General features: G+C 58.7%; 14 protein-coding genes. 2 read left to right on the forward strand and 12 right to left on the reverse strand.

Features of this window, described 5'->3' with window-relative positions; genetic code table 11:
* Positions 1–3: 3 nt before the first annotated feature.
* Positions 4–807 (forward strand): carbon-nitrogen family hydrolase, encoded by an 804-nt coding sequence (locus DWX75_RS09435; RefSeq protein WP_118016077.1) that lies wholly within the window; start codon positions 4–6, stop codon positions 805–807.
* 182 nt (positions 808–989) lie between these two features.
* Here DWX75_RS09435 and ychF read toward each other — a convergent pair whose 3' ends face one another.
* The 10 genes from ychF to rpmE form a co-directional block, all read right to left on the reverse strand.
* Positions 990–2,096, reverse strand: coding sequence for a redox-regulated ATPase YchF (gene ychF, locus DWX75_RS09440; RefSeq protein ID WP_118016078.1), 1,107 nt, complete (start codon positions 2,094–2,096; stop codon positions 990–992).
* A gap of 94 nt (positions 2,097–2,190) precedes the next feature.
* Entirely contained in the window at positions 2,191–2,829 is a 639-nt protein-coding gene (gene upp, locus DWX75_RS09445) for a uracil phosphoribosyltransferase (RefSeq protein ID WP_118016079.1), read from the reverse strand.
* A gap of 21 nt (positions 2,830–2,850) precedes the next feature.
* Positions 2,851–4,098 carry a serine hydroxymethyltransferase gene (gene glyA / locus DWX75_RS09450; protein WP_118016080.1) on the reverse strand — a complete coding sequence of 416 codons (1,248 nt, stop codon included), beginning with the start codon at positions 4,096–4,098 and terminating at the stop codon, positions 2,851–2,853.
* Between the two features lie 50 nt (positions 4,099–4,148).
* Positions 4,149–4,592, reverse strand: a complete 444-nt coding sequence (rpiB, locus tag DWX75_RS09455; protein ID WP_118016081.1) for a ribose 5-phosphate isomerase B — start codon at positions 4,590–4,592, stop codon at positions 4,149–4,151.
* Positions 4,593–4,749: 157 nt separating this feature from the next.
* Positions 4,750–5,805 carry an L-threonylcarbamoyladenylate synthase gene (locus DWX75_RS09460; RefSeq protein ID WP_118016082.1) on the reverse strand — a complete coding sequence of 352 codons (1,056 nt, stop codon included), beginning with the start codon at positions 5,803–5,805 and terminating at the stop codon, positions 4,750–4,752.
* Between the two features lie 482 nt (positions 5,806–6,287).
* Positions 6,288–6,659 carry an endonuclease domain-containing protein gene (locus tag DWX75_RS09465; RefSeq protein WP_118016083.1) on the reverse strand — a complete coding sequence of 124 codons (372 nt, stop codon included), beginning with the start codon at positions 6,657–6,659 and terminating at the stop codon, positions 6,288–6,290.
* Between the two features lie 6 nt (positions 6,660–6,665).
* Complete coding sequence (gene prmC / locus DWX75_RS09470; protein ID WP_118016084.1) at positions 6,666–7,547, reverse strand: peptide chain release factor N(5)-glutamine methyltransferase; 882 nt, start codon at positions 7,545–7,547, stop codon at positions 6,666–6,668.
* Positions 7,540–8,616 carry a peptide chain release factor 1 gene (gene prfA / locus DWX75_RS09475; protein ID WP_118016085.1) on the reverse strand — a complete coding sequence of 359 codons (1,077 nt, stop codon included), beginning with the start codon at positions 8,614–8,616 and terminating at the stop codon, positions 7,540–7,542. Before prfA ends, prmC begins: the two co-directional genes overlap by 8 nt.
* Positions 8,617–8,680: 64 nt before the next feature.
* A complete protein-coding gene (locus tag DWX75_RS09480) occupies positions 8,681–9,652 on the reverse strand; it encodes a DUF1385 domain-containing protein (protein ID WP_118016086.1) in 972 nt (323 codons plus the stop codon).
* Positions 9,653–9,803: 151 nt separating this feature from the next.
* A complete protein-coding gene (rpmE, locus tag DWX75_RS09485; RefSeq protein ID WP_118016087.1) occupies positions 9,804–10,004 on the reverse strand; it encodes a 50S ribosomal protein L31 in 201 nt (66 codons plus the stop codon).
* 333 nt (positions 10,005–10,337) lie between these two features.
* Here rpmE and clpX point away from each other — a divergent pair, with 333 nt between their 5' ends.
* Positions 10,338–11,630 (forward strand): ATP-dependent Clp protease ATP-binding subunit ClpX, encoded by a 1,293-nt coding sequence (clpX, locus tag DWX75_RS09490; RefSeq protein WP_118016088.1) that lies wholly within the window; start codon positions 10,338–10,340, stop codon positions 11,628–11,630.
* A gap of 63 nt (positions 11,631–11,693) precedes the next feature.
* On the opposite strand, the gene pheA is transcribed toward clpX, so the two are convergent.
* Both pheA and DWX75_RS09500 read right to left on the reverse strand, forming a co-directional pair.
* Positions 11,694–12,539, reverse strand: a complete 846-nt coding sequence (gene pheA, locus DWX75_RS09495) for a prephenate dehydratase (protein ID WP_118016089.1) — start codon at positions 12,537–12,539, stop codon at positions 11,694–11,696.
* 24 nt (positions 12,540–12,563) lie between these two features.
* Positions 12,564–13,232, reverse strand: a complete 669-nt coding sequence (locus DWX75_RS09500; RefSeq protein ID WP_118016090.1) for a 3'-5' exonuclease — start codon at positions 13,230–13,232, stop codon at positions 12,564–12,566.
* Positions 13,233–13,497: the final 265 nt, after the last annotated feature.

The following is a 13,497-nucleotide window of genomic DNA, read 5'->3' on the forward strand; positions in this document are numbered from 1 at the left end:
CCCATGAAAGTCTCTATTCTACAGATGCCGGTCGCCTTTGGGCGCCCGGAAGCCAATATCGCCACGCTCAAGGCCATGGCCAAGGATGCCATGCGTGACAAGCCGGATGTACTCGTGCTGCCCGAGCTCTGGCGCCTCGGCTTTTACCCGAAGCCCATCGCGCCGCTTGCAGACCGCGACGGCCGTGAGGCGCGCCAGACGCTCGCCCTGCTCGCCGCACACTACGGCGTCAACATCGTCGGCGGCACTGTCGCCAATGTCGCCACAGACAAGGAAGGCCCGAAGGTTTACAACACCTGTTTCGTCTACGACCGGCTCGGCGATCTTGTGACGCGGTACGACAAGGTCCATCTGTTCTCGCCGAGCGGCGAAGCAAAGGATTTCCAGCCGGGCAGCCAGCTCGTCACCTGCGAGCTCGACGGCGTGAAATGCGGCTTCGCGATCTGCTACGACCTGCGCTTCCCCGAATTCATCCAGAAGCTGGCACTCTCCGGCATCGACATCCTGTTCCTGCCGGCCGCCTGGCCGGAGAGCCGTCTGACACACTGGCGGGTCCTGACGCGCGCACGGGCCATCGAGAACCAGATGTTCGTCGTCGCAGCCAACGAGGCCGGCACGGACGAACAGGGCAATCACCTAGCCGGTCATTCGGCGATCATCGATCCCTGGGGTGAGATCCTGGCCGAGGCCGATACGGAGCAGTCCATCCTCACGGCGAACCTGCGCCCCGTGCTCTGCCGCCATATCCGCCAGGATATCCCGGTACGCGCCGACCGCCGCCCCGAACTATATACGACACACCAATAAAGGCATGAGAAAAGCCGCCTGCAAAATCAAGTCCAGGCGGCTTTTCTTTTTAGGGAAGGCTTCTCCTTTTGGGAAGCTGGCGGCGCCAGCCGTCTGAAGGGGTCATGCCCCCTTTTTGCCCTTACGGCCCAATGTCACCGTCATCCCGCTCCTTCCGAGCCCCCCAGAGGGGACAGTTTCCATCAAACGTTGAAGCGGAAGTTAACGACGTCGCCGTCCTGCATGACATAGTCCTTGCCTTCGACGCGAACCTGTCCTTTTTCGCGAGCTGCGGCCACGCTGCCGGCAGCTACGAGATCATCGTAATTGACGATTTCGGCACGAATGAAGCCGCGTTCGAAATCCGTATGAATCTTGCCGGCAGCCTTCGGTGCCGTCGTCCCCTTGACAATCGTCCAGGCACGGCATTCATCGGGGCCGGCCGTCAGAAACGTCTGGAGGCCCAGGAGATCGAAAGCAGCCTTGATGAGACGGTCGAGGCCACTCTCCGTTTCGCCGAGGTCCTCGAGGAACGCCTTGGCTTCCTCAGGGTCGAGTTCGGCGATTTCCGACTCAACCCTGGCCGAGATGGCCACGACTTCTGCACCTTCCTTGGCTGCGTATTCCTTGACCTGCTGCACGTACGGATTCTCGTCGTAAGCCGTCGCGACTTCATCCTCGGCGACATTTGTCACGTAGAGCGTCGGCTTGAGCGTCAGGAGGTTCATTTCCTTGATGAGCTCAAGGTCATCATCCGAAAGATCGACCTGGCGGGCCGGCGTGCCTTCGTCGAGTGCAGCCTTGATGCGGCGCAGGATTTCGTCCTCTACCTTCGCTTCCTTGTTGCCGGATTTCGCGATCTTGGCGAGCTTCATGATGCGTTTCTCAACGATCTCGAGGTCAGCCAGGCAGAGTTCCGTCTGGATGATGTCGATGTCGCGCAGCGGATTGATGCCGCCCTCGACGTGCGTGATATTCGGGTCGACAAAGCAGCGCACGACATGCGCGACGGCATCGACCTGGCGGATGTGCTCGAGGAATTTGTTGCCGAGGCCCTCGCCCTTGGATGCGCCCTTGACGAGGCCGGCGATGTCGACGAAGCGGACCGTAGCCGGCGTCGTCTTCTTGGAATTGTACATCTCATGGAGTACCTGCAGGCGCGGATCCGGCACGGCCACGACGCCGACGTTCGGCTCGATCGTGCAGAACGGGAAGTTCGCCGCCTCTGCACCGGCCTTCGTGATGGCATTGAAAAGCGTGCTCTTGCCGACATTCGGCAGGCCAACGATACCCACTTCTAAATTACTCAAAATAAAAACTCCTTTATCATGATAGTCAAATCCAGAAAGCCCCTCTCAACAGACAGCAGCCTGGCGGGAGGGGCCATTCTTATGCGTTGGATGCTCAGAGCGTACCGAAGATGCGGTCACCGGCATCGCCGAGACCCGGTACGATATAGCCCTTGTCGTTGAGGCGTTCATCAACGGCAGCCACGTAAAGCGGCACATCCGGATGTTCCTTGTTGATGACGCGGATGCCCTCCGGCGCAGCCACGAGGCACATGAGGATCAGGGACTTTGCCCCTTTTTCCTTGAGCAGCGTCAGGGCTGCCGAGGCACTGCCGCCCGTCGCCAGCATCGGGTCGACGACGATGAGCGTGCGCTCCGCCACGTCGCTCGGCAGCTTGCAGTAGTATTCCACCGGCTTGAGCGTCTTCGGATCGCGGTACATGCCGACATGGCCGACGCGTGCGGCCGGGATCATGTTGGCCACGCCCGAGAGCATGCCGAGGCCCGCGCGCAGGATGGGCACGACGCCGACTTTCTTGCCGGCAAGCACCTTGGCCTTGCATTTGGCAACCGGCGTCTCAATCTCGATTTCCTTGAGCGGGAAATCGCGCGTAATCTCGTATGTCATGAGCATGGCGATTTCTTCGAGAAGCTCGCGGAAGTCCTTCGTGCCGGTTTCCTTCATGCGCATCAGCGTGAGCTTGTGCTGGATCAGCGGATGATCGATGACATGGACGTTGAGTTCTTCAGCCATATTTCTTCTGCCCCCTTGTTCTCATTCGTAAAGCGGATATTTAGCGCAAAGAGCAGCCACACGGCGGCGTGCTTCGTCCTTGGCCGCTTCGTCCGTCGGATTGTTGAGGACCAGCGCGATGATGTTGCCGACTTCGCGCATATCGTCTTCCTTGAAGCCACGCGTCGTCAGTGCCGGCGAGCCGAGGCGGATGCCGCTCGTGACGAACGGGGAGCGCGGCTCGAACGGGATCGTGTTGCGGTTCGACGTGATGTTGACTTCGTCGAGGACCGTCTGCGCTTCCTTGCCCGTGATGTTCTTGCTCGTGAGGTCGACGAGCATCAGGTGGTTGTCCGTGCCGCCCGAAACGATGCGGAAGCCGTCGTTCTGGAGCGTTTCAGCCAGAGCCTTGGCGTTCTTGATCGTCTGTGCCGCATATTCCTTGAATTCCGGACGCAGGGCCTCGCCGAGCGCTACGGCCTTGGCCGCGATGACATGCATGAGCGGGCCACCTTGGATGCCGGGGAATACGGCCTTGTTGAACTGCTTGCCGAATTCAGCGTCCTTGCAGAGGATCATGCCGCCGCGAGGACCGCGCAGCGTCTTGTGCGTCGTCGTCGTGACGACATCGGCGTACGGGACCGGACTCGGATGAAGGCCGGCTGCCACGAGGCCGGCAATGTGTGCGATGTCGACCATGAGGTAAGCGCCGACCTTGTGCGCGATGTCCGCGAGGCGCGGGAAGTCGATGATGCGCGCATAGGCGGAAGCACCGGCGACGATGAGCTTCGGCTTGCATTCCTCCGCCTTCTTCTCGAGGGCATCGTAGTCAATGCGTTCCGTTTCCTTGTCAACGCCGTACGGCACGATTTTGAAGTACTTGCCGCTCATGTTGACGGGGCTGCCATGCGTGAGATGGCCGCCGTCCGTGAGGTTCATGCCCATGACCGTATCGCCCGGCTGCAGCAGGGCGAAGAAAACGGCCATGTTGGCCTGTGCGCCGGAATGCGGCTGCACGTTCGCGTACGCAGCGCCAAAGAGCTTCTTGGCGCGGTCAATGGCCAGCTGTTCGACGACATCGACGAATTCGCAGCCGCCGTAATAGCGTTTGCCCGGATATCCTTCCGCGTACTTGTTCGTGAGCACGCTGCCCTGGGCTTCCATCACGGCTTTCGAGACGATGTTCTCCGAAGCGATGAGCTCGAGTTTCGTACGCTGACGATTAAGCTCCTTATCGATTGCTGCCGATACTTCGGGGTCAGACTGTTTGAGCGATTCCATTAAATCCATTGTGGGCCTCCTTACAGTGGTCATTGACAGAGCAAAAAGCAATTGTACTCTTATTTTTCCTCAAGTGCGGCGATCTTGTTGATGCGGCGCTCATGGCGGCCGCCCTCAAACTCGCCTTCCACCCAGGCGCGGACGATCTCACCTGCAGGACCGAAGCCCAGCACGCGGCCGCCCATGGCGAGGACGTTGGCATTGTTGTGCTGGCGGGACATCTTGGCCGAATACACGTCGTTGCAGAGCGCGCAGCGGATGCCCTTGATCTTGTTGGCTGCAATCGAGATGCCGATGCCCGTGCCGCAGAGCACGATGCCGCGGTCAGCCTTGCCGCTGACGACGTCTGCGCAGACCTTCTCAGCAATATCCGGATAATCAACGGAGGTCGTGCCGAAGGTGCCGACATCCGTCACCTTGATATCCTCATATTCCTTCAGGACCATCTTGACTTCTTCCTTGAGGGCCACGGCACCGTGGTCGCTGCCAATCGTGATGTTCATGCTGCTGTTCCACCTTTCTACAGTCACTCTACTGTTTACCATTGTACCACAGACGAATCAAAAAAAATACCGCCGCAGGCGAGTTTCTGCGCGGCCTGTCCCATGGAACAGGCGGCAGAAGACTCTTCCTGCTGCGGTGCAGCTGTAATCGTCCGGTTCAGATCCTGAGTGAATGAAAGCCGCTGGCTTTGTGCAGACGGTTCATGATGGCAAGGCCGAGGCCCTTGTCCGTCGTGCCCTCGCCGAGCAGCACATCGGCCGGCGTATCGTTGAAGGCGATGAGCTCTTCATAAATATGGGCGGCAATCGTCAGAAGGTCTCCCTGCGGGCCGTAATCCGCCAGCAGTTCCTGCGGCACGAGGTCCTGGAGTGCCGTCACGACCTCGTGGCTCGCGAGGACACCGACCGTGTGGCCCTCCTGCTGGAGGCGGCGCACGGTGCGGCGGAAGGCGGCAGGCATGCCCTTTGGATCTCCTTCGAGCAGCGTCAGCGGAGCTTTCGGCGCATAATGCTTGTATTTCATGCCGGGAGCCTTGGGCACGACCTTGGCCCCGACGATAGCGGGGTCGAGGCGGCAGCCGCCGAGGACTTCCGTCAGCATCTCACGCGTGATGGCACCGGGACGCAGGATGGTCGCGACAGGCCCCGTGCAGTCGACGATGGTGGATTCCACACCGAAATGACAGGCGCCGCCGTCGAGAATCATAGGGATACGGCCCGCCATGTCGCGCAGCACGGAGGCTGCCGTCGTCGGGCTCGGACGGCCGGAGATATTGGCCGAAGGTGCTGCCACGGGCACGCCGGCTGCCCGGATCATGGCGCGTGCGACGGGATGTTCCGGCATGCGGATGCCGACGGTGTCAAGTCCGCCCGTGATGCGGTCCGGCACGATATCCTTGCGTTTCATGATCAGCGTGATGGGGCCCGGCATGAAGGCCGCGATGAGTTTTTCGGCCATCGGCGTGACTTCGGCGGCAATGGTCGCGATCATGGCGCGGTCCGCCACGTGCAGGATCAGCGGATTGTCCGAGGGACGCCCCTTCGCTTCATAGATGCGCGCGCAGGCTTCCGCGTCAAGCCCGTTGGCGCCAAGCCCATAGACCGTTTCCGTCGGAAAAGCCACGAGCCCCCCGCCCCGCAGAATCTTCCCCGCCCGCCGGAGTTCTTCCTGCTGCGCGTTCACATCCGTTATCGTCACGATTTCTGTCTGCATATCTGCCACCTACCCTATCATCTATAAAAATCCCAAGGACTCTTCCGGCCCTTCGGGCCACCTTCTCCGGGGATGCCCCCGGCATCCCGCGCTTCGCGCCCGTGCGCGGGGCTGCGCCGCATGCAAGGACTTACAGTCAAGCATCGGTCCTTCCCGCTAGCTCAAGGACCTCTTCCGGCCCTTCGGGCCACCTTCCCCGTGCGCGGGGCTGCGCCGCGTGCAAAGACTTACAGTCAAGCATCGTTCTTTCCCGCTAGCTCAAGGACCTCTTCCGGCCCTTCGGGCCACCTTCCCCGTGCGCGGGGAAGGCTGCGCGCCTTGTCACGCTCGCAAATAACCGAAAAGTACGAGCCCAAAGCCTTCTCCCCGCAGGGAGAAGGGGGACCGCGCAGCGGTGGAAGAGGTCCATGGACTTGCAGAATTCGAACAAAACAAATGACAAGCTCTGTCTAGCGCTATAGCCCGCAGGGAGAAGCGGGACCTCAAAGCGGCGGAAAAGGGCCCCTTTCGATCTCTTCCAAAACTTGACGAATCTTCTCGCAGACGCCGTAAAAATTCTCATGGATTTCGCGATTTGTAAAGCGCAGCTCACGAATTCCCTCTTGAGAAAGAATCTTCGTTCGCTGGCGGTCGTATGTCAATTGTTCCGGTTCATAATGCTGCGCTCCGTCCAATTCAACAGACAAACGGCAGGACGGACAATAAAAATCTAAGATGTATCGGCGCACTGGTACCTGTCGCTTGAAGCGCTGCGGCAGCATGCATAAAAAATCATACCACAAATGACGTTCTTCTCTCGTCATATTGGATCGCAAGTTCTGTGACAACTGCTTGAGTGACGCTTTATGATACATCTCACCTCATTCCTTTCTCCAGGCTACGACCACACGGTCGATGCCGGCGTAGTCGGGGAGGATCTCGATCTTGCCGATCAGGGGATTGGCCTTGGCGAGGGCGGCGACGTCCTGGGCCTGGTGGATGCCGACCTCGAAGGCGAGGAAACCGTTTGGTGCAAGCATCTGCGGTGCTTCTGCCGCGAGACGACGGTAAAAATCAAGGCCGTCCGCTCCGCCGGAAAGGGCCGTATGCGGCTCTTTCGTGCGCACTTCCGGGGCCAGAGTCCCGATGTCGGCCTCAGGGATATACGGAGGATTCGAGAGGATGGCGGCGAACGTCCGGCCCGCGAGCGGCGCCAGGAGGTCGCCCGTATGGAAGGTGATGCGGTCCGCAAGGCCCAGCTGCTCGGCGTTCTCTTCCGCCACGGCACGAGCCGCCGGCGAGATGTCAACCGTCTCCGCCGTCGCCTGCGGCAGGTAATGGAGAACGGAAAGGCAGATGGCGCCCGTGCCCGTGCCGATATCGGCGATGTGCAGGGCCGTATCATCCGATGCTGGCATCGCCTTGAGCCGGTCAATGGCCGCCTGCACGAGGATTTCCGTATCGGGCCGCGGGATCAGGGTGTCCGGCGTGACCTTGAACGTCAGCCCCATGAATTCCCGTTCGCCCAGGATATAGGCAACGGGCACATGCATGACGCGCTTTTTCACCATCTCGCGGTAGGCAGCCAGCTCCTCCGGCTGCAAGGGCTCGTCAAAATGCACGTAGAGATAGATGCGCTGTTTCTTCAGCACATGGGAGAGCAGGACTTCGGCATCGAGCCGCGGGGATTCCAGCCCCTTTTCCGCAAAGTAACCCTCGGTCCACTTGAGGATGCGGCCGATGGTCCAGATCCGGTCATTCATTGGCATCCACCTTTCTGAGACGCTGCGCCTGGTCAGCCGTGATGAGCGCCGCAATGAGTTCATCGAGTTCGCCGTTCAGGATGGCGTCGATCTTATGGAGCGTCAGGCCGATGCGATGGTCTGTCACGCGTCCCTGCGGGAAATTGTATGTGCGGATGCGCTCGCTGCGGTCGCCGGAGCCCACCTGACTGCGGCGGTCCGCCGCCACGGCCTCCTCCTGCTCCTGACGGGCCTGGTCGAGGATGCGCGCACGCAGGACCTTCATGGCCTTTTCCTTGTTCTTGAGCTGCGACTTCTCGTCCTGGCACTGCACGACGATGCCCGTCGGCAGATGCGTGATGCGGATGGCCGTCTCCGTGCGGTTGACGTACTGGCCGCCCGCGCCCGATGCACAGTACGTATCGATGCGCAGGTCCGACGGATTGATGTCCACCTCCACATCCTCCGCTTCCGGCAGCACAGCAACCGTGGCGGCGGAAGTATGAATGCGGCCGCCGGATTCCGTGACCGGCACGCGCTGGACGCGGTGTGTGCCGCTCTCATATTTGAGCCGGGAATACGCACCATGGCCGTTGACCAGGAACGTGATTTCCTTGAAGCCGCCGATGCCCGTCGCATTGCTCGTCATGACCTCGACCTTCCAGCCCTTCTTCTCCGCATAGCGCGAATACATGCGGAAGAGGTCGCCGGCAAAAAGCGCCGCCTCCTCGCCGCCCACGCCGCCGCGGATCTCCACGATGACGTTCTTGTCGTCATTGGGGTCCTTCGGCAGCAGCAGGACGGGCAGCCGTGCATCGAGTTCTTCCTTCTTTGACGTGAGCTCCGCAAGCTCTTCCTCGACGAGCTTGCGCATCTCACCGTCAAGCGGCTCCGCAAACATCGCCCTGGCTTCCCTGATGCCCTTGACGACGCGCTTGTACGTGCGGAATTCCTCCACGATTGGCGAAAGCGCCGCATGCTCCTTCGTATAATGCTGCCACTTCGTCATGTCCGCCATAGTTGCGGGGTCGCTAATGAGCGACTCCAGCTCCCGGTATTTGTCTTCTACTGCTTGGAGCTTCTCCAGCAAGTCCTTTCACCTCATCTTCCGCCTTGCATTTTTCCATATCCGACGCGCAGACGCACGATCCGCCTCAGTGAGCCGTCTCCACAGAAGCAGCCGCTGGCACGCCGATCTCCGTTTCATCCTCTGCAGCCGCCTCCATGCGTTCCGGATAGCGATATTCGCCCGTGCCCTCGCGGATCTCTTCCGGCGGCAGCACGGCCTTCAGCGACTCGATGGCCACTTCCACCATATCGTTCTGCGGCGGACGCGTCGTCAGATACTGGAGCCAGAGGCCCGGCTTGATGGCCGTCTGGATGATGGGATTCTCGCTGCGGCCCGCAAGGCGGATGATCTCATACGAAATGCCCGCCACGACCGGCAGCAGCACGATGCGGCTCACGATGCGCTCCGCGAGATTTGGCCAGCCCAGGAAGGCAAAGACGAAAATCGAGACGAGCATGACGATGAGCAGGAAGTTTGTGCCGCAGCGCGGATGCAGCCGGGAGAACTTCTGCACATTCTCGACCGTCAGCGGCAGCCCCGCCTCATAGCAATGGATGGTCTTGTGCTCGGCCCCGTGATACTGGAACACGCGGCGGATGTCCTTCATGCGCGAGATGCCCCAGATATAAGCCAGGAAGATTGCCAGGCGCAGGAAACCTTCCATGAGATTCAGGAAAAACGGGTCTTCCGTAACAAAATGGAAGAACTTTGCCGCGCCCGTCGGGATGGCGATGAACAGGATGCTCGCGAGCACGAGCGCAAAGATGATCGTGCCGGCCATCTCCTTATCCGACAGCTGCTCTTCCTCCTCGCCGGCCATCTTGGCCGAATACGAGAGCGAGCGGATGCCGATGACCAAGGATTCCACCAGCGACACTGTGCCGCGCAGCATCGGCTTTTTGAGGATGGGATAGCGGTCAGAGATGGAATGCACATCCTTCGTCTCCACCTGGATCCTGCCTGCCGGGTCGCGCACCGCCGTAGCCGTGAGCTTCGGCCCGCGCATCATGACCCCTTCGATGACGGCCTGGCCGCCCACCATTAAATGATTGCCCATAATCGGACCCCCTGTATGTCAAAAAACAAAACCAACATTCTTTTCTTTACTCTTTACAATACGCTCAGCTGCTGTATTTTGTCTGTAGATTCTTTCATATATAAAATGAAGCAGAGCGAGATTTCTCTGCTCTGCTTCATCCTGCTGCATCTTACTGCTTGTGATAGCGCTTGTTGAACTTCTCGATGCGGCCGCCTGCCTGGACGTCACGCTGACGACCCGTGAAGAACGGATGGCACTTGGAGCAGACATCGACGCGAAGCTCTTTCTTCGTGGAACCCGTCTTGAACGTGTTGCCACAGCCGCAGATAACGGTAGCTTCGTAGTAATCCGGATGGATACCCTTCTTCATTCTATACACCTCTCTTTCCCCCCAGGAACTGGGAATGGATACAAGCCCGCTAGGCGCAGGCTTGGTTTAGACCTAGCTCCCCGTCTACGGGGGAAAGCCAGTCAGTTTTTGGCTTGGAAACAGACGTCACTACGTCCATTACCGGTCTATTATATCACGTGCCTTTATGAGATGCAAGGCATTATCTGCCCTGTATCCCGGTCAAAAACAAAATCTGCTTGAAAAAAAAGAGACAATAAGAGATAATAGGCTTAGAGACCATTACCCAGCGGTAATGTTTTTTCTTGTATACAAACGATTATACCAACAATCCTACAGAAAGGATGTCTGAATATGGAAAACGATACCAAAACCACACAGCATCGCTGCAGTTTCTGCAAGCGCATGGTCACGATCCACGACGAATACGATATGCCGATCTACGATCCGACGACGGGCTTTGCCATCTGCAAGAACTGCATCCGCGAAATCAATCATTATATTGATATGCACGAGGCAGAGACGAAGCAGGAGGAAAAGCACGACTTCGCCGGCCAGCTCGACGAGATCCTTGCGAAGAACAAGCCGCACATCATCAAGCAGTATCTCGATGAATACATCATCAACCAGGACCGCGCCAAGAAAATCCTGTCCGTCGCCGTCTACAATCACTACAAGCGCATGAAATACGGTTATGAGAACAGCGATGGCACGGAAATCGAGAAATCGAACGTCATCATGCTCGGCCCTTCGGGCTGCGGCAAGACGGCACTGCTCTCTCATCTCTCGAAGCTCCTCGACGTGCCGTTCGCCGTCACGGATGCCTCGACGCTCACCGAAGCCGGCTTCGTCGGCGCCGATGTGGAGGTCGCCGTCCGCAACCTCTACTATGCAGCCGACAAGGATATCGAGAAAGCCGAGCACGGCATCATCTACCTCGACGAGTTCGACAAGATTGCCCGCAAGTCCGGCGCCAACAACTCCATCACGGCGGACCCGGGCCACGAGGGCGTCCAGCAGGGCCTGCTCAAGATGCTCGAGGGCAACGTCGTCGAGTTCACGGCGCGCGGCCAGCGCAAGCACCCTGAAGCACCGACCATCAAGGTCGACACGAAGAACATCCTCTTCATCGTCGGCGGTGCCTTCGTCGGCATCGACGACATCATTGCCAGACGCCTGCAGAAAGCGGACTCCTCCATTGGCTTCGGTGCCGAAGTCGCCAGCAAGGACGAAAAACCGAAGTTCGACGAGCTCATCCATCAAGTGCGTCCGGAAGACCTCATGCACTACGGCATCATCCCGGAGGTCATCGGCCGCCTGCCCGTCATCTGCACGCTTGAATCGCTCGACGAAGACGCTCTGCTGCGTATCCTGACGGAGCCGAAGAACGCGCCGGTCAAGCAGTACGAGAAGCTGCTGGCCATGGACCACGTCAAGCTGGAATTCGAGCAGGACGCACTGCGCGCCGTGGCCAAGAAAGCCATCGAGCGCAAGACGGGCGCGCGCAGCCTCAAGGGCATCATCGAAGATGTCATGCTCGATGTCATGTATGACATCCCGAAATCCTCCGAGCCGCGCAAAGTCATCATCACGAAAGCCTGCATCGACGAAGGCAGGAAACCGGACGTCGTGCCGCTCGACAAATAAGAACCATAAAAAAGCTGCTGCCTGCAAATGCGCATGGCAACAGCTTTTTTTGTGGAAAAACGATTACGAACGGGCCTCGATGACCGGGAACTCGCCGAGCATCTTGAGCCATTTGCTCTTCTGGCGGACGGCCACGAGCGAAGCCTGCAGCTCCTCCTCATTGTCATCCATCTCCAGATCGAAAAAGAAGATGTAGGCGCCGAGCTCCGTGCGCGCGGGGCGTGACTCGATGCGCGTCATGTTGATGCCGCGCTCGGCGAACTCCTTGAGCACCTCGTAAAGCGCGCCAGGCTTCTTGCCGTCAATCTCGCAGATGACGAGCATCTTCTCGTGCGGCAGGACGCTTTCCTCGCTGCGGCGCTGCAATTCAAAGAAGCGCGTGGCATTCGACATGCTGTCCTGGATTTCCGTCGCGAGCGGCACGAGGCCGTTGAGCTCACCGCCGCGCTGCGTGCAGATGGCGGCGGCACCGCTTGCCGCCGGTTCCTCAGCCACGAGCTCAGCTGCCCGGGCCGTGCTCGCAACCTTCACGACCTCAGCCGCGGGATAATGTGCCTGCAGATAGCCCCAGCACTGGGAAATCGGCTGCGGATGCGAATAGATCCGGCGCACCGCGGAAACGCCCGGCCTGGCCATGAGCTGATTGTGCACGGGCCAGATGAGCTCCCGCATGACCTGCAGATCGTCGCTGCGCGCGAGCGTATCGAGGGTGATGTTGATGGCCCCCTCCAGAGAATTCTCGACCGGTACGAGGCAGGAATCCACCTCGCCGCTCTCCACGGCCTGAATGACCACGAAGATATCCGGATAAACCACAAGTTCTCTCTGTTCCGGCAAACGGGACGTCAAATAGTGTGCAGCTGCTTCGCTGTGCGTCCCCAGCGGGCCCAGGACCCCCATTTTCTTCATGCTTTCCAATCCCTTCACGATTTGTTATTCCCTCTTGAATTTATCCTGCCACTTCAAGAGATCCGGGCAGAGATCGCCGATGGACGTGGCGAGCGCATCCTTGGGCTGCAGCACATCAAGCACCGGCTTCATCGTCTCCTTGAACTTCTTGTCATCCTGCATCAGGGCAAGGATGGCACTCGTGTTGATGGCATCGGCCAGCGCCGTATGCTGCGTGCCCTCGAATTTATGATCCATGGCACCGAGTGCATGCTTGAGAGCCAGGCTGTTGTGAAGTCCCAGACGTTCATCGAACTCCTGCTGCAGGTCGACCCAGCGCTCATTGAGCCAGTTCACATCGAAATCCGGCAGTTTGAAACGGCATTCATTGCGGAGCTGCTTGATATCCGACATGCTCCAGGAATAGATGCGCGTCTCCTCCTCCCCCACCCAGTGGATGAAATCGCGGAAGCAGTCGGCATAATGTTTCTGGCCGTCGACCATGGCCTGCGTGATGCTTGTAAGTGCTGTGATGTGTTTCTTGATGGGACCGTACTCCGGCTTCACATAGCATTGGAATTCGGATTCCTGCTGAAACGCACTGTCAAGGCGCACCGCCCCGATCTCAATGACCTCTTCCCTGAGCTTGCGGCGCACTTCGCGGTATTCCCGGTCCACAGGATTCATTTCTAAATCTACAACAACATACTTCACAACCTACTTCACTCCCTTTTATTCTATCGTGCCTTACCCTCTATTCTAAGGTATCCCGTGCCATCATTCAAGTAAATTTGCCTTTTTGTCATTTTCCCTGTGTGTTTCCGGCTTCCATTTGCCTGCATTGTATTCTGATGACAGATGGCGTATCATAAAACAGGAAGGTAACTAGCAGTTAAAGTTAAATTGTAAAATAATATAAATACTCTGGCTAAAAAGTTAATTTATTGGTAAAATGGTATTGAGGTGATACCATTGAAAT

This window comes from Mitsuokella sp. AF21-1AC, assembly GCF_003458855.1.
Lineage (GTDB): Bacteria > Bacillota > Negativicutes > Selenomonadales > Selenomonadaceae > Mitsuokella.